The organism is Prevotella scopos JCM 17725 (assembly GCF_018127785.1).
In the GTDB taxonomy this organism is placed as follows: domain Bacteria; phylum Bacteroidota; class Bacteroidia; order Bacteroidales; family Bacteroidaceae; genus Prevotella; species Prevotella scopos.
In genome coordinates, this window is sequence record NZ_CP072389.1 from 266,012 (window position 1) to 282,584 (window position 16,573).

Consider the following 16,573-nt stretch of genomic DNA (forward strand, 5'->3'; position numbering starts at 1 on the left):
GACTATTTTGTTAAGATTTTACTTCAAGTTTGCCACTTATCAAACGGGGAAGGAGAAGGTCACGCTGGCGAGTGAGGAGTTGGATTTGTGATTGGAGGTTATAAATCTCCATGTCTATTACTCTAATCTTTTCTGAAAAACTTCTCTGTACTTTTAGTTCTGGTACTAACAGCTTCAGTTTCACAATGTTGTTAATTGTTATTTGTGGTTGTGCTGATCCTGTTTGATATTGTACAAGATTATTATTTAAGAAATAATACTTTAAATACTCATATAGAGATTCCGTTTTTTCTGTTCGTTCACATATAAGAGAATTACTCGTAATAAATGATTTCGGCAATGAGATATTCACAATACCAGAAGATGCACCACGGCAAGATATAAGAATTTGTGGATCTTCATACATATATGAATCATAAAAGCCTATCTGTCCATTGCTACCAAATACAGGGTATCCTTCTTCCTTTAATTGTTCGGTAGATAACCCTTTCCCATATCGAATATTTAATTCTTCTTCATAACGCTTTACCTTCCACCCTTTAGGTAGTCCATTAACCATTTCTACATTCTCGTGTTCAGGGAATCGGAAACGGACGAACCACTCTTTATAAAGGTTCTCTGCCATCTGTTCTAACAGACGGATACGACGAGTGTTGTTCTCGATAAGGCGGTCATAGGCGGAAAGGATAGAGGCTATCTTCTGTTGAAGCTTTTTTTCATGTATTTTAATTTTAAGAGAATGTAAGTGATTTTGATTCAGTGTAGGTACACCTACTCCAGCATTATATTGTTCTAAATGCATCATTTGTAAGAAGTAATACACATATCTTGGAAAATTCCCCTTATAGTCTTTAACATATAAGGACGTATTTAGAGGCCAGCATCTTCCCTCTATATATTGAACTTTACCTAAACTTCCTGAACGTCCAGTAACAACCATAGGACCTTCCACTTTATATTCTTTATGAAAGGCTTTTATATTGGTAGATGTTATTACAGGATATTCTCCCTTTTCTATCTTATAATCTGGTAAATCAAATCCACGGTTAAGTCTGATAAAATCATCGAATCGAATCGTTTCCATACTCTCCTTAGCCCAACAACTCCTTTAAGTTCTTATCAATCTCACTCTCCAAGTCCTTCGCTTCAGCGGATAGCTTTGCAAACTCCGAGTTTAGCGATAGCATTTCGGTGCGGAATTCTTCTTCGGTCATTCCATCGTCTTCAATCACCACGCCCACATATCGTCCTGCGTTGAGGCTATAATCGTTGTCGATAATGCCGTCTTCGCCTTCAAGTTTCGCTACCTTGCACAGACCGACAATGTCTTGATATTTGCCGTCTGGCCAGCGTTCTAAAAGCCAGTCTGCCTCGCTCTGCTTGCCCTCTGCCTTATACTCATCGACCAATGCCCAGAAAGCATCGCTGTCGCCCTCGTAAAGGCGAGAGATGATTCCAAGGCTTTTCACCTGCTCTTCAGAGAACTTACGGTGTGCACGGTCTACCTGTGTGAAGATGTTACGAGCATCAATAAAGAGAATCTCGTCTTTCTTTGGTCGTTTCTTATTGAAGAACCAGAGTGTGGCAGGGAGGGTTACGGTAGAGAACATATTGCTGGGGAGAGTCACCATCTGACTGATGATGCCGTCCTCAATCATCTTCTTACGTATCTCCAGTTCGCTACCTCCTGCATCACTGGCAGAGTTTGCCATGACAAGTGCTGCCTTACCTTGCTCGTTGAGGGCTGTAGCAAAATAGCCAATCCATAAGTAGTTGGCATTAGGTACGGTCTCCTTCTTGTCAGAAGCCTTCTTTGCAGACTTTGTTTTGTTACGAGGTACACCGTAGGTGTTAAAGCGTGCATCGTCTGTCACCTTCTCAACGACTACCTCATCGACATTAAATGGAGGGTTAGCCATGACATAATCAAACTGACCGACAGCATTGTAAGGGTCGCTATAGAAGGAGTTAGCCTCCGTAATCTCGCCACGCACATTGTTGAGTAGCAGGTTCATCTTTGCTAACTTCACCGTGTCTGGCTCTTTCTCCACGCCATAGCAACGGAAGTTCATCATCTGCTCGTTAGTGGCATTGTGGCGGTGCATATAGCGTGCCGCCTGAACGAACATACCGCCCGAACCGCAGGCAGGATCAAGAAACTTCTTATCGCCAGTGGCAGGTTGTAAGACCTCAACCATATACTGTACGACACTGGCTGGGGTATAGAAGGCTCCTCCTCCCTGACCTTCAGCAAGGGCGAAGTTGCCAAGGAAGTATTCGTAAATCTGTCCGAAGATGTCAATACTGATATTCTCAGGGATGTCTTTGAATACACGTACGATGCGGCTCAGTAGCTCTGGTTCTTCCTCTGGTACCAACTGTCCGTAGACCTCCTTTGGCAGAACGCCGTCCATGCGTGGGTTCTCCTGCTCAATCGCCTCCATAGCAGCCTTTACTAACAACGCCTTTTGGGCATCGTCGGGAGCATCATTGAGATAGTCAAAATAAGCACATTCAGGCAGGAAGAAGCCACACTTCTCAATGGCTATGTCCTTATAGCTACGCTCCATGCGTGTGCCCTTATACTCGTTATAGGCTGCGTCAATCTCCTCCTTATGCTGCTTAAATAGCACATCAGCATAGCGGAGGAAGATAAGTCCAAGGATAGGCTGACTATACTTATTGGCTGCAAGGTGTGCGCCAGCACGCAGCATGTCGGCAGATTGCCACAGACGGCCTTCGAGGTCTTTAAGTTCGGTACTTGTCATTGTCTTATTTTTCTTTTTGCGTATTGACTCTTTAATGATTATGCAAAGATATTAAAATAACACAAAAATACCTTAGGTTTTGTGGATAAGTTGAGGAGTTGACAAGTTGACTGGTTGACGAGTTGACAAGTAAACAAGTTGTTTGCGGATAGGGTAAGGGGAGACAGAGTAACAGGGGGACAAGGAGACAGGGTAACATGTTTAACAGGTTTTTTGGGGGATGAGGTAATTAGTTGATAATGTAGGGTGAGGGTGAAATATGTTTACAAAAATCGGTGTGTTTTGGGTCGAAAAATGGTCTTAAAAGGGCTAATCTTGGTGGTTTTGTAACTTGCAGAGAATCAAATACTTGTAAGATTGTGTTCTAAAAGGGCGTTAGTAAGGGTCCAAAAGGGCGTTAGTTGGACTTCAAAAGGGCATCTTTTGCAAGCCAATTGGGCATCTTTTAGAAGGTAAATGGGCATAAATTAGAATTCGATATTTGAAATATTTTGACACGAAGTGACTATGCCTAAATTTACTTCACACTTTTCTGGTTATTGTTACTAAATTGGTTTACACATTTTTTACTTGCTTCCTGAACAGCTTTACACCCCCATGGAAACTTTACTGATTCGCTTTACATAGTCATAAATCTTGACAACGAAGTCTGAACGTGTGTAGCACATGTTCAAAGTTAGTATTTTTCCTTCAACTTACAAAATTTAATACCATGAAACGCACAGAAACCCTTATGCTACATTGCAGTGCTTTTCTCTCATTTGTCTTGGCGTAAGCATGCCGTTGCTCATATGGGGTCTCTTATTGTTGTAGAAGTCTATGATACCAGCAATAGTGCATCGTGCATCATCGAGGTTCTTCGGTCGTTTCATGTGGTAGAGCCACTCTTGCTTTATTATTCCGTTCACTCTTTCGGCGATTGCATTATCTGTAGGGTTGTAGTCTTCAGTCATGCTTATGCCCGAGTGTATACTCTCCAGCCTTGCCACGTAGGCGTTGCTGCAGTATTGAACCCCACGATCAGAGTGGTGCGTCATCAGCGAGAGATTCATACCCTGTGAATGTTCTATTGCCATGTCTAGGGCAGCAAGCGTATTGACAGCCTGCAGACTGTCAGAAAGCTTCCATCCGATTATCTCATGAGTGAATGCATCGGTTATGAGGTGAAGATAGACCACACCATCCTCAGTATCTATATATGTGATGTCTGCTACCCAGAGTTGTGCAGGACGTGTAAGAACCATTCCTTTTGCCGTGTTCTTATACTTGAAATAGTTGTGATTGGAGTTCGTGGTGTGGCGACATCTGGATGGCTTCAGCATAAGGTGATGCTTGTGCATTAGCTGGTAGAACCTGTCGCGCCCAAGCATTAAGCCAGGATAGATATCCATAAGCATGTGCAAAAGTTTCTGTGCACCTATTCGAGGAGCATCTGCACGAACATCCATTACTGCACGTACGACAATTTTCTCAGTAAGTTTACGATGCTCCCTCTTCTCTTTACTCACAGAGTAATAGCCTTCACGAGTCTTGCCAAACAGTCCACTCAGCAGCCCAATTGATAAACAAGGGTTGCTGACTCGAAGGCTGTCTACTGCTTGGCGCCAGCTTTTTTAGCAAATCCTCACCATATTCCTTACTGCTTATCTCTATGACTTTCATCAAACCTTGATTGCGAAGTTCAGAATACTCCAAAGCTTTCTTCAAATTCGATACTTGTTCTTCAAGCTCTTCCTCACGAGTTAGAGGGACTTTCTCCATAGCTTTCTTACTACGCATAGCTTTTACTTTAGTAATAATATCATGCGACAAAGATAGCTTTTTTTCATCTAAATCATACTTTTTTTGCCATTGATAAAAGCTGGCACTATTAATGCCGTACTTACGACAGATGAAATTAATTGACACTTCTGATGAGTAATACTCACGAAGTAAAGTGAGAATAAAGTCCTCACTGAATGTTCTGTGTTTAGAATGTTTACTTCCCATTTTGAATTTTAAATGTTAAAATGATGTGAAGTAAATCTGCTATAAGACATGATGTGTGAAAAATTATAACAAGATGGGTGTGAGTGTAACTTTGAACTTTGCTTTTCTCTATATCAGTAATCATAATTATGACGTGCTGATGAGAACTCTGTTCGAATAATTATGAATTGTTAGTAACGAAAATTGGCAAGCAAACGAGTTATTAGTTATAACGGATATAACCATTTACTCGTCTACCTACCAACAATACAATTACCTTGTTAACTTGTAAACCTGTTCACTTGTCAACTATACAAGCAACTTGTTTACTCGTCAACTTGTTTACTTGACAACCACCTTACGTGTAGTACCATTAGAAGACTTGATGATGTTAAGACCCTTCTGTAGCTTCTGAATCTGACGACCATCAACAGTATAATACTTTTCTGTTGTAGTCTTGTTGAAGTTTGCACTCTCGATACCAGTAGTGATAGCGGTGCTCAGTGGTTCACTTGAATACTTCTTACCACCATCCTCGTAAACCATTACGACCTTGAGCGTACGGATGCCATTATCATAGAAGTGAACGAAACGCTCGTTTTTGTCAATCTTAAAGTCGCTATTCAATCTGTCTTTATAGTTAAATGGAATGTTCGTCATTTCATTCTCATCCATATAGACGAACTGTGACTTCTTGAAGATGTATGGCGTTGCACTATCATTGACATAGACGTTATAATACATCTTCTCTGGGTTGAGGTAGTTACCATTAACATCTACATTATCAACATAGAATGCTAAAGTCGTTGTAGTAATAGAGTAGTCATAACTTAGTGAAGCAGAGCAATAATGTAGGGTTGGGGTCTTAGGGTTGGCTACAGCCTGCTGACTATAAGGAGTCAAGACAAGATTCTCATAGCTCTCTATATAGTCTTCACCAGTAATGTTTTCATTACTTGCTTTACCTAAAGAAGTTCTAAGAATCTTAGAAGTAGTCAGTTTACCAGTTGCATCAATGCTGAACTCAAGGTTCTCTGCGGTCTTTTCTTCATTCTCGAAAGCTGCGGCAAAGGTGTGATACTCCGACTTATCAGCATCGTATTTCTTAAAGTCTGTCTTCTGGGTAATACCCAAATACTGATTAGTAGACATGACAGCCTTGTCGCCCTGCTTGGTAAGTTTCACCCAAACGTTTGCGAGTTTCTCAGCCTTGAACAACCCTTTGATGTAGATATCGTTGTTATCTGTCATCGCTTCAACAATACGTGGCGAAGGTTCAGACTTAGAGGAAACAATATATTGACTCTTTGTTGCTGTAGAAGGAGGCGTAATTAGCTGTTCGCCAAGTGGCTCAATCGTAAGAGTCCAGTCACCACCATAGTTGTTTTGCCAGCTATTTTCATAGGCAGCAGCCCATATTTGCGCTTTCTGACCCATACCTTTCATCACGAGTTTATTGTTTTCCCAAGTGAAATCAACATAGTTAAAAGCTGTACCAACAGGCTCGTAACTCTTTCCATTATCAGTAGAAACCATACGATTGAGGGTGATTGTACGCTCGCTACTTTCCTCCTCCTCATCGTCCCCACCATAGTCGTCTGTAAGAATCGCCTGTGGTAGCATTGCTCTATACTTGCCATCAGTTTGTCTTTCAAGCTTCAACCATGATTTGCTGTCGAGGCCTGATAGTGGATTGTAAATGTAAATACAGCCATCTTCGCCGATAACAATCTTAGATACCAAGCCTTCATATCTGCCTGCTTGTATACCTGTCCAACCCTTCTTAACCCAAGACTTGCTTGAGCGATACAGGTTTTCTATCAGCTTACCTTTAGGTGTGTCCTTTATTATCTGAGCGGAAGCTGTAAGGCTCAGTACTAATGCACAAATTGAGAATAAAGTTCTTTTCATAACTGTTACTTTTGATTAAATGAATTGTTGTGTTTGTCCTTGTTTTAGAAATCATAGCCAATACCTATGGTACAGTAGCTACTTCCTGTGTCTACTGTCTTTAGGTTGTATGCTCCGTTCAAACGTAATCCGTGATACTTAAAGCCCGCACCCATTGTGATGTGACTGAGGTCGTGGTCACCATATTCATAGCCAGCACGTACAGATACCATCTTGTTATAGGTGTATTCAAGTCCGCCACCAAGCATAAAGATTTTGTTCTCTGATGGTTGGAAGAAGTAGCGAGAAGACAAGGCTGCAGCAACTTGATGCTTCTCTGCTACCTCTACAGACAGCGCACCACCTACGGCAAGATAGGTTGGGAGCGTCGTCTTGTGCTTGTTACCATAGTCGAGTTGAGGACCAATTGCACCCACCTTTGCATCAAGCATGAGGTTGGCAGGTTTGTTGGCGAGGGTCAACTCGTTGTTTTGATAGGCTCCACCCACAGAGAAAGCGGCTCCCGTAGCATTCTTTGAGAGGTGACTATAGATAAGACTTCCTGTTGCGTAGGCAGCGAATCCCTTACCAAAGAAATAGGTATAACCCAAGTCGAGGGTCCAGTTATAAGGCTTATAGTCCTTAGTTGGATTGCCAAAGAGGTCGGAACCCTTTAGACTTAGTCCTCCAGCATAGCGGAAACCAGCGAAGACAGCATGACGCTTAGCCAACTTATAGCCAGCAGAAAGAGCGTAAATGCCGAAGGTTCCATCAGCACCCTCTGCCTTTTCAAAGAGAGAGGCAGAAGCATCTGCAGTGAACTTCTTGTCAGTAGCGAAGATGGCAGCAGGATTATTGTATAGATACATCCCCTCAGCTGCAGCCGACGCATTACCCATGGCAGCTGTTCGAGCATCAGGGTTAGCTGTTAATATTGAGAGGTCTTGCCCTTGGGCATTCGCCTGCGTAGCACCGAGAAGTGCTACGCAAGCCAAGAGAATGATATGTTTTGTATTCATACTTGTTGTGTTTATCGTTTAATGAACATCTGGGTATGGTTGCCTTTACTGGTATATACAGTAAGTTTATAGGTTCCTGGATTGAGCTTAGAGAGGTCAAGCGTTGCCACATTGTTCTTATCGGCAGTCACAGTTGCCTTCATCACACGCTCACCCACAGTTGAACTGATGATAAGTTCAGCCTGCTTCACTTCAGGATTGAGTAAGGCGTGGATATCATTTTGTACAGGAATAGGATAGACAGCATAAACAGGAGCCGACTTCTTTTCAACAACACGTACCTGGAATGAGCCATCAGAAGATGTCTCACGACCATCTGTAGCAGCGATGTTTATACGAGTGACACCCTTAGCCATAGGTTTTAGTTGAAGGTTGTCATTGCTTATCGTAGCTGTAGCGATGCTTCCATTGGCAGCATTTGCCTTATAAGTAAGCTGCGTATTGTTGCTGTGAGAGTAATGTCCTGACAATGGAATCGTGACAACTCCTTCATCCAAACCGATGATATAGTTCTCGAATGGCTTTGTTAGCTGTGGTGGGAAATACTTTATAATCTTAAAGGTAAAGTTCTTCTCAGCCTTTGCTCCTAAGTCATCAGAGAGAACAAAGGTACACGTATAACTACCTGCCTCAAGTACAGGGACAATGTTGACAGTTACAGTATTGCCTTTAACAGTGTAAGAAACGCCCTTTGTCTCACCCGTTGCTTTAACATCCCAGTTCTGACCATCAGGGTCGGCGACGTTGAAGCTGAACGACTTACGTTCATTCTCCATCACTTCGATGGCTTCTGTTGGGAAGCCCGTAGCCTCTGGAGCGTGATTGAGTTTAGTTGTACATTGCTGAATCTTTGGTTCGGAAAGGTTACCCCAACGGTCAACAGCCACTACGGCAACGCTGTAGGTGGTGTTATCCTTCAAGTCATCAAAGTCGTATTTAAGGGTTTCGCCTAAGCTATGTCCCATACCATTGATTTCTATATAAGGCATATCCTTGAGCTTGTCAGATGTCAGCTCGCCCTGAGCAATATAGACTCTATAGAAAGCAGCAGTCTTATCCTCATCCTTTGCTATGCTCCACTCTGCATTGATATCAACGAAGTCGGGTGTCAGTGTGAGTTTGCTAACCTTTTCAGGAGCTATCTTTGTGTCTGATTCAAAAGCTGCTTCAGCATCAATGTAACCCTTACCAAGCTTACCTTTGTAGGTTGGGTTATGCTCATCGATGTTGTAAGGTCTGTAAGCAGTAGTCAATCGTGTCTTCAGTTCTTCATTGGTAAAGCCTTGTTTACCGAAGTAAGAAGCGATGAGGGCAGCAATACCTGAAACATGTGGGCACGCCATAGAAGTACCTTGGTAGAAAGAATAACCCGATGCAGCAATCTTCTTTGGTACGGTACTCAATACGCCAGCTTCAGTTCCAAAGCGGTCTTGGTCGCCACCAGGTGCTGTGATGGTCACCCATTTTGCATAGTTACTATAACTTGCCTTCGTGAAGTCCCATGCCATTGCAGCCACAGAAACCGTAGGTGCATAGCAAGCAGGGTAAGCTGAGAACTCCTTGTTCTCGTTACCAGCCGCGAAGATTACCACGCCACCCTTCATTGGAGAGTCAGCACGTTGATTGCCGTTCGCATCACAACCAGCCATTTTGATGAAGTAGTCAACAGCTTCTTTTAGTAGCTGAGGCATAGAGGTGACACCTGCATTTGATTGATAGCCCCATGAGTTCTGGCAGATGATAGCTCCGTTATCAGCAGCATACTTGATAGCAGCAGCCGCATCGCCCTGCTCTTCCTTGTTTCGAAAGATCTGACAACTCATAAGACGCACGCCACTATCAGCAGAGCCATCGCCACCTGCGATACCTGCCACACCTTTACCGTTGTTGTTGCGAGCAGCAACAGTACCCGCAACGTGGGTTCCGTGTCCGCCATCATCGGGTTCGATAGTTCCGCCAACAACGTCTTTAGCTGTCACAAAGTTGTAACCATAGATATCATCAACAAAGCCATTGCCATCATCATCGACATTAGGTTGGCCATTTTTCTCCTTCTCGTTGACATAAAGGTTGTCAATCAAGTCTTCATGTGTGATGTCAATACCACCATCGACAACCGCTACAATAACGTTTTTCTTACCTGTAGTGTACTTTTCCCAAACAGGTTTTACGTTACAGTCAGCACCCTTCATCGCACGTGCATTTACTGAACCATCATTGTAGTAATGCCACTGTTTGGCTAAGAGAGGGTCATTAAAATTGCTTCCTGTAGTCTGCATGCTTGCCCCAGAAGGACTGTAAGGTACAGACTTTACCTCCGGCCTTGCCATTGGCAACACACGCTCAGCACACTCAACGCCCTCGGCCTTATTGAACTGCTCCAATACGGCAGCGACATCTTTAGACTTGTCAAAGTAGATGGTGTACCAGCGGTCGAGGCCAGCAGCTATGGTTCGGGCTTCATATTCGCCAGCGGGCTTAAATACCCTTTCCATCTTATAGGCACCTGAATATTGCATTGCAGAGGCGATTTCAGAAGGAACACTCTGCATCTCAACACCACCGCTACGAGTTGTTGGGATAGACTGGTTTGTACCTTTCGCCAGCTTTACGTTGATACAACCTTTTACAGCAAAAAGGTTTTTGTCAATGTTGACCGTACGTGTGTTTGACGCAGTAGCATCAGCGTCAAAACCATCTTGGCACGATGTAGCGAGTATCATACCAGAGATGGCACACGCACATAAGTATATAATAGATTTTCTCATTACTATCTCTTTCAATATTATTTGCTTGGATTGTGTTGTTTGAGCATACGTTCTACCTTAGCCATACGCTGTTCTTTACTTCCTGCAAAGACATTAGCCTTGTAGAGAACTGTAATCTGCATGACGGCCTTACCATTGTTAACATCGGCATATTCTCCACCAGAGATAGCCAAGGTCAGGTTGTCAGAACGACGTGCATAGACGTTATGCTTACCATTGTAGCCAACAAACTCAAAGTTGTTTGAAGTAAGCAGTTTGTCAAACTCACGTGTGACGAACCATTCTCTACCATACTGCCATAAACCTAAGTTTGGCTGACTGTAGAACAAACTATACTGCTCAAGGCTTCCCACCTTCTCTTTTGGTGTAGAGGCATTGCTGCCAAGGTAGAAGAAGTAGGTACGTGCAATCTGTATAGGGTCATTTGTTTGGAAGAGCAGTGCTTCCACTTCATTGCTCTTAGACATCTGACGCTTCATCTCCTCGCTGTTTTTGCTCTTTTCGTACTTCTCAACGTCGCTAACCTTCTTGTCATTCTTATTTAAGAGATCAATAGGACCAAGGTCAAGACTGCTAAAGGTTGGATAACTACGATCCTGCGTATGCATCTGATAGAAGAATAATACAACACTATTATTCTCTTCTCGGATATCTACATCCATCGTGAAAGCCTCCTTTACGTTGACGTAATGATTTGTATCTCTTTCGTCACGTGTATATCCATTGGCTTTCATAAACTCTTGGAACGCCTGTGTCTTAACTGAATTAACGCCTTCTCTTGTCAGTGAACGTGTATAGATTCGAGTTGGTACAAAATGCTTTGTATCATGTACATAGACAACATCCTTGAATAAAGGTGATGGTGTCTTGAAGAAGTAACTCTCTTCAAAGATGCCGTTTACCTCGTCAGGGCCGCCATATTCCGTCAGGAAACTACCGCGGCGATACTCATAGTCCATCATCTTATGCAGACTGAAAGGATTACCTGGATTACAAGCTAAGACAAAGAGTGACACACCAGCTTGCTTCACAACCATATCGTAGTTCTTTCCCGCTATGTTTAGTGTAAGCTTTGAGGTGCGCTCTGTGACATCATAGTTTGGCTGAGAGACAAACTTCAAGCCATGCTTCTTCTTGATAACTTGCAGCCATTCAGTCTTCTCGCCTTGTGTAACGTCATACGTTGCTCCTTCTAGTTTCAGAGCAACAGTAGTCGTTCCGCCCGCTTGTGGAAGAATAACCTCGCCCTTTGTAACATCCAATAAGATGTCTGAGGCATTCTGGCTAACCATAATCTTCTGTACAGCCAAGCCGCCATCAACAAGGATATAGCTACTTCGGTCCATACCCGTAGGGTTAGCATCTACCTGCACAGAGAGTTCATTTCCGTTCTGAGTAAGGTGTACCCATGGCTTCGGTGTGGTTGCAATCCACTCCTTACAGTTCGTGTTCACGGCAATCTTCTTCTCATCAATCTGATTAGAGAAAGCTAACTCCTTCTCTGAAACATTCAGATAAGGTTGTTCAAAGCTGTCCTTCTCAGCACATCCAATGGTCATCCCCATTAATAGGCATAGCAAGGAAATCTGTAGCAGCTTATAAATATTGATTATACGCATATCAGATAATTTAAATAAGGTATAACGACATGATTAGAACTTCAATATTTTTGTAGCAGCAGAGAAGTTTTTAACCAACTTTGCTTGTGCCTTTACTGCCTTACTGCCAGCTGCTGTTGCAGATGGGTCGTAGCTGTAAAGCATTGCGAGCACAGGTGTATTGTTGTCTAATAAGCAAGTGACATCAATAACCAAATGGTCGCTTTCACGTACGAAGAAGTGGTTGTTGCCTGATGTGCGGAGGAATGAGAAACCAGCTTCGCCAAGTAACTTCTTAAGTTCCTTTGTTACAACCCACTTGCTACCATACTTCCATACACCAAGGCTTGTGTCTTTAAAGAGCAATGCCCCAATCTGAACACAACCCAAGTTGTCAGGGGCATCACCATCCTTATCAGTTGTATAGAACACGTGGATGCGGCCGTAAGCAGCAGAAGGATCAGAGTTTGCTTTCAGCTTGTACTGAATCTGTGAAACCTCAGTGTTCTTATTTTCGTTGAGTGTGCGCTCTTCTTCTGTGCTACCAGCCTTCTGCTCATATGCCTGTACCTGTGCCAGCTTCACGTCATCTTTCTGCAGAAGTTCAAGTGGATAGAATGGTAGATCGGCGAAGGTCTTGTAGTCGCCCGTCTGCTTCATGATAGGAGTGAAAGTAAGGTTTACACCCTCATTGTTCTCCTTCTCTGAAATATAAATTTTCAATGAGAGCAAATCTTTGTCATTGGTATATTCTCTGTTAGATTGAGAATTACTACGTACATAACCATTATCAGTCAGGAATTTATCGAAAGCCTTGTCCTTTACTGCATCAATAGCTTTTCTTCCATCGCCAATACAAATAATCTGTGAAGGATTGATGCCATCAGAGCTGCAGTATTGTAACAAAGTAAAGATTGGAGAAGGAGTGATGAAGGTATATGTTTCCTCAAGTCCGTAAGCTGGCATAGCTGCCTGATATTCACGCAGGTAACTACCACGCCCTAACTCGAAGCCCATAATCTTGTGTACATCCTGTGGTACGCCAGGGAAAATCGGAAGGATGTAACGCTGTATGCCGGATTGTTCAACAACAATCTCGCGGATGACGTTACCGCTCTTTGCGTATAGCTTCACCTCACGCTTCTGATAAGTGTCATTACGCTCAGCAATTAGTTTGATCTCCTCTTCGCCCTTGACAATCTTCAACCAACTAACTTCCTCACTGGTCGTCACGTCATAAACAGATGAATTCGTGGTGACATCGATTGTCTTCTCACCACCTGTCTGAGGAAGGTAAATCGCTGTCGGTACCACGTCTAGTGTTACGTCGGCAGAACTCTGTCTTACTTCTATCTTACTTGAGGCACCATTCGCATTCACGAGGACATAACTTGTTCGCTCGCTTCCAACTTTGTTTTCATTGACTTTTATCTTCAAGACGTTCCCATCCTGTGCTAATGAAATCCAGTCGCCCTCTTGTGGAGAGGATGCAATCCAACTGCTTTGATTGGTTGTCACGCTAATGTTTTTCTCACCAACGCCTTTGTCAAAGCTTACTGTGTTTTCTGAAAGTACCAACGTAGGCATTTCAAACTCGTCCTCCTTTGCACATGACGACAGGCAAAGAATGATTCCACCTAAAAATAGGTAAAGAAGGGTCTTTTTTAAATTCATACTCTTCAAGGTTTTATTTGATATAATTATATTAATTGATTTTCTAAATAGGCTTTTGAATCATTGATACTTGATAGTGAAGAATCTATAAGCAATATTGTTCATGGATATGTTTACGATATTGCAAATATATCATATAATAGGTGTAAAAACGAAAGAAGGAAGTCAAAATAAAGTAAACTTTAATTTTATTATATTTACTTCGTTTTTCTCAACACAAACAAACTTCTGAAGTTTATTTGTGCCATATCTCATCAACTTGAATTTTGAATGTAGATCAGAAAGGATCTCCGTTATAGCCATTTTGTTCTTTTTTTGATTCTATTGCGTCTGTTTTAAAGTGTCCTATAAACAGCGATGCAAAAGTACTTGGTTATTCTCAATGCTACAATACCTACTTTTAAGTAATTCTACAATTCATAATTATTCGAACGGAGTTCTCATCAGTACGTCATAATTATGATTACCATTGCAGGAAAAGTAAAAGGGTACTTCGAAGGGTAAAAAGGTAAAAACGATAAAACTTCAGAGTTCAGAGAATAAAGTGTTTTTCTCACAGAACCTGCAGAATAAAACTCTCTGATCCCTAATAGCAAACGAAAATCCATGGGGGCCTAAAGGTCAAGAGAATACACAGAATTTGATGCTAGTAATTTACAATGCATAATTATGCATATCACAACTAACAACTTGTTTATTATAAAAAAGAATTTGTCAACCAAACACAATAGGTACCTCGGTAATCACTCCCCTCCCTATGGGGGGGAGGGGTTGGAAGTAGTGTTTTTTGAACGTTGTGTGTTTTTCCGTGTCTATGGAGTTATGTTTAAGCTTTTTTCTTCTTCTTACTCCTTCTCTTCCACCACATATAGTAACCACTAATAGGTAGGAACCCTCCGATGAAGGCCGCTACGGCATAGAGTATGCGTGAGAACCAGCCACCCCATGTTCCTGTGTGCAGCTGTTTAAAAAGCTTTCCACCCTTTGGCTTCTTCCCATGTTGGTCGCCTTTCAAATCTTTTGCTCCGGCGTTAGATGCTTGTGGCTGTTCCTGTATCTTGTTTGCTCCTTCCTGTGCAAAGGCCTTGTCGTTTGTTGCGCCCTGCTTAGCTCCGTCCTTGCCCTGTTGGATCTTCATACCCTTTGGTGGCATTGGTTGTCCAAAGAGTTTAGACATACCCGCTCTGTACCAGCCGAACGAGAAGACGGGACCAGTGAGCGACATCAGTAGAAGGAAGATGACAACATAGATTCCTAACGATACGTGAGTGTCGTAAACAAAGCGACGGAACCCTTTGTTCGTGCTGACGATCAAACGATTTTTCAAAGCCTTCTTGGTCTTTGGCCACCAGATGACAACACCTGAAAGTAATACAATCGTCATACAGATGGCTGATATGGCAGTGAGGATACGACCCAATGATTGTCCCCCTTCATGTGCATTCTCAGGCTTCATAAAAAGCCATCGGTGCAGTCGTACGATTGCAGTATAGATTGGCAACTCTTTGGCATTCATGTCAAACAGTGGTGCGATGTCTTTGATTAATAATATTGCCAATCCACTGAAGCACAAAACAGCCATTATTACGCCTAATGGTAAGGCGAACCATCTATGAATCTTTAAACAGAATTTCCTCATATCCTAAATAATTTTATTATTTTTTTTCTTAACTAAAACTTTGTCATTTACCTATCTTATCCCCAATCTTTCACAATTCAGAATTTGTAAGACTTCTTTGCTTAGATGAAAGGAGGGGATGAAAGTTTAATTTTGAATGTATTATTTGACGTTTATTTGCGTTTGTGCGAGTGCATTCGTTTTATTACCATTCATCATATAGCGGTTAATTCAGCTTCATTCGTCTCCACACCCAATTCGGAATATGTCGCCATAGGTAGGTGACTATGCGCCAGCGGGTATCGATGACGCAGACATGCCGGCGGGTGTTGATCGCTCTCATGATACTTTGCGCTGCCTTCTCTGTGGTCATTAGCATGGGGAAGTTTGATGTACCAGCAAGTAGGGGAGTATCAACAAATCCGGGACGGATATCAGTGAAGTGGATGTTAAGGTGTTTGCTGTTTGCGAGTTGTTCCAATGCTTGTAGATAGGTGTTTTGCATAGCCTTCGTTGCACTGTAAGCTGGAGCAGGACCGAGTCCTTTTGTTCCAGCGATAGATGTGATGCAAGCGATGTGCCCACCTCCATTGGTTTCAAAAAACCGATAGACACAATCAACCATTCTTGTAAATCCAAGTGCATTGGTCTCCATCGTTTTAAGCTCCTTATTGGCATCAAGATTTGGATTTTGCCATCCGATTCCTGCTGCATGAAGATAGAGGTCGAGACCGCCCATGCGTCCGATAAGTTGCAGAAGTTGGGTATCTGCAACACTGTTGGTTACATCAATCTGCGCAGTGATAACGCGTTCTGGTGCAGACGTTTGCAAGTCGGTCAGCTTGTCTGTACGACGAGCTGCTACGCCTACAGTCCATCCCTGTGTGATGAGTAGTCTTGCCACTTCGTGACCAATACCACTGCTGGCTCCCATGACGATTGCTTTTCTCATTTCTGCAAGTCCTTAGTTAATAATTCGTTGAGGCTATCTTCACGAATAATCTTGGGTGCAGCCTTGCCCGGGAGTATTAATATCTTTTTGCCGTTGCGATAGATATGCAACTGACGTGACCGAATCACAGCAGTTATCTCTCCATCATTCTGCATCGCCTGCCATATCGGGTGGTAAACGCCATCTTTATTGAAAAGCTTCTTCTGCAGATGGGAGCACATATTGGTTGTATCGAGATCTATCATTGTCTCTTACGGATATTCAAAGTTGTTGTTATGGGTTAAAGTCATTCCTCATCTTACTGGGTTTGCAAAGATA

12 protein-coding genes are annotated in these 16,573 nt (G+C 42.6%); all 12 read right to left on the reverse strand.

Annotation, left to right across the window (positions count from 1 at the left end):
* Positions 1-10: 10 nt before the first annotated feature.
* Entirely contained in the window at positions 11-1,084 is a 1,074-nt protein-coding gene (locus J4856_RS00955; protein ID WP_025839977.1) for a restriction endonuclease subunit S, read from the reverse strand.
* 7 nt (positions 1,085-1,091) lie between these two features.
* A complete protein-coding gene (locus J4856_RS00960; protein ID WP_065368003.1) occupies positions 1,092-2,768 on the reverse strand; it encodes a class I SAM-dependent DNA methyltransferase in 1,677 nt (558 codons plus the stop codon).
* 731 nt (positions 2,769-3,499) lie between these two features.
* Positions 3,500-4,276, reverse strand: a complete 777-nt coding sequence (locus J4856_RS00965) for an IS3 family transposase (RefSeq protein WP_244885761.1) — start codon at positions 4,274-4,276, stop codon at positions 3,500-3,502.
* Between the two features lie 13 nt (positions 4,277-4,289).
* Entirely contained in the window at positions 4,290-4,757 is a 468-nt protein-coding gene (locus tag J4856_RS00970; RefSeq protein ID WP_244885767.1) for a transposase, read from the reverse strand.
* Positions 4,758-5,078: 321 nt separating this feature from the next.
* The gene (locus tag J4856_RS00975; RefSeq protein ID WP_065368004.1) at positions 5,079-6,647 is read right to left on the reverse strand and encodes a hypothetical protein; all 1,569 of its coding nucleotides are present in this window, start codon (positions 6,645-6,647) and stop codon (positions 5,079-5,081) included.
* Positions 6,648-6,691: 44 nt separating this feature from the next.
* On the reverse strand, positions 6,692-7,645 hold the full coding sequence (locus J4856_RS00980; protein ID WP_025839731.1) for a PorV/PorQ family protein: 954 nt from the start codon (positions 7,643-7,645) through the stop codon (positions 6,692-6,694).
* Positions 7,646-7,656: 11 nt separating this feature from the next.
* Positions 7,657-10,413: a S8 family serine peptidase gene (locus tag J4856_RS00985; protein ID WP_025839732.1), complete on the reverse strand. Its 2,757-nt coding sequence runs from the start codon at positions 10,411-10,413 to the stop codon at positions 7,657-7,659.
* A gap of 17 nt (positions 10,414-10,430) precedes the next feature.
* Positions 10,431-12,032, reverse strand: coding sequence for a BACON domain-containing protein (locus J4856_RS00990; RefSeq protein WP_065368005.1), 1,602 nt, complete (start codon positions 12,030-12,032; stop codon positions 10,431-10,433).
* Positions 12,033-12,065: 33 nt separating this feature from the next.
* Complete coding sequence (locus J4856_RS00995; protein ID WP_025839733.1) at positions 12,066-13,685, reverse strand: BACON domain-containing protein; 1,620 nt, start codon at positions 13,683-13,685, stop codon at positions 12,066-12,068.
* An 826-nt stretch (positions 13,686-14,511) separates the two neighbouring features.
* Positions 14,512-15,324 (reverse strand): PepSY-associated TM helix domain-containing protein, encoded by an 813-nt coding sequence (locus J4856_RS01000; RefSeq protein ID WP_025839734.1) that lies wholly within the window; start codon positions 15,322-15,324, stop codon positions 14,512-14,514.
* Positions 15,325-15,529: 205 nt separating this feature from the next.
* Positions 15,530-16,255, reverse strand: a complete 726-nt coding sequence (locus J4856_RS01005) for an SDR family NAD(P)-dependent oxidoreductase (protein WP_025839735.1) — start codon at positions 16,253-16,255, stop codon at positions 15,530-15,532.
* The gene (locus tag J4856_RS01010; protein ID WP_172823695.1) at positions 16,252-16,500 is read right to left on the reverse strand and encodes a hypothetical protein; all 249 of its coding nucleotides are present in this window, start codon (positions 16,498-16,500) and stop codon (positions 16,252-16,254) included. The genes J4856_RS01005 and J4856_RS01010 overlap by 4 nt, the downstream gene beginning before the upstream one ends.
* Positions 16,501-16,573: the final 73 nt, after the last annotated feature.

Bases quoted from the DNA above. Each gene is read 5' to 3' on its own strand.
- J4856_RS01005 (WP_025839735.1), bottom strand. From the start codon at position 16,255: ATGAGAAAAGCAATCGTCATGGGAGCCAGCAGTGGTATTGGTCACGAA.
- J4856_RS00960 (WP_065368003.1), bottom strand. From the start codon at position 2,768: ATGACAAGTACCGAACTTAAAGACCTCGAAGGCCGTCTGTGGCAATCT.
- J4856_RS00980 (WP_025839731.1), bottom strand. From the start codon at position 7,645: ATGAATACAAAACATATCATTCTCTTGGCTTGCGTAGCACTTCTCGGT.
- J4856_RS00955 (WP_025839977.1), bottom strand. From the start codon at position 1,084: ATGGAAACGATTCGATTCGATGATTTTATCAGACTTAACCGTGGATTT.
- J4856_RS00970 (WP_244885767.1), bottom strand. From the start codon at position 4,757: ATGGGAAGTAAACATTCTAAACACAGAACATTCAGTGAGGACTTTATT.
- J4856_RS00995 (WP_025839733.1), bottom strand. From the start codon at position 13,685: ATGAATTTAAAAAAGACCCTTCTTTACCTATTTTTAGGTGGAATCATT.
- J4856_RS00975 (WP_065368004.1), bottom strand. From the start codon at position 6,647: ATGAAAAGAACTTTATTCTCAATTTGTGCATTAGTACTGAGCCTTACA.
- J4856_RS01010 (WP_172823695.1), bottom strand. From the start codon at position 16,500: ATGATAGATCTCGATACAACCAATATGTGCTCCCATCTGCAGAAGAAG.
- J4856_RS01000 (WP_025839734.1), bottom strand. From the start codon at position 15,324: ATGAGGAAATTCTGTTTAAAGATTCATAGATGGTTCGCCTTACCATTA.
- J4856_RS00985 (WP_025839732.1), bottom strand. From the start codon at position 10,413: ATGAGAAAATCTATTATATACTTATGTGCGTGTGCCATCTCTGGTATG.
- J4856_RS00990 (WP_065368005.1), bottom strand. From the start codon at position 12,032: ATGCGTATAATCAATATTTATAAGCTGCTACAGATTTCCTTGCTATGC.